Source organism: Shewanella sp. P1-14-1 (assembly GCF_001401775.1).
Lineage (GTDB): Bacteria > Pseudomonadota > Gammaproteobacteria > Enterobacterales > Shewanellaceae > Shewanella > Shewanella japonica.
In genome coordinates this window covers 1-317 of sequence record NZ_LKTL01000106.1, presented here as the reverse complement: position 1 = coordinate 317, position 317 = coordinate 1, and the positions used below count along the sequence as shown (strand labels likewise).

The following is a 317-nucleotide window of genomic DNA, read 5'->3' as shown; positions in this document are numbered from 1 at the left end:
ACATGGGGAGACCCCACACTATCATCGGCGCGATTGCGTTTCACTACTGAGTTCGGGATGGGATCAGGTGGTACCACAATGCTATTGTCCCCAGACAAATCTGGTTTTAAAGATGGTGCTGATACCCAGAATCGAACTGGGGACCTCATCCTTACCAAGGATGCGCTCTACCGACTGAGCCATATCAGCATGATCTTGCTCAAGATTACTTTTCAATAATTTGAGACTTAAATTAGGCGCTTGGCGATGACCTACTTTCACATGGGGAGACCCCACACTATCATCGGCGCGATTGCGTTTCACTACTGAGTTCGGGA

1 tRNA gene and 1 rRNA gene are annotated in these 317 nt (G+C 48.6%); both read right to left on the bottom strand.

The features are described 5' to 3' along the window. A 5S ribosomal RNA gene (gene rrf, locus AN944_RS21150) occupies positions 1–95 on the bottom strand. An 18-nt stretch (positions 96–113) separates the two neighbouring features. Next, positions 114–189 (bottom strand) — tRNA-Thr (locus tag AN944_RS21145). Positions 190–317 lie beyond the last annotated feature (128 nt).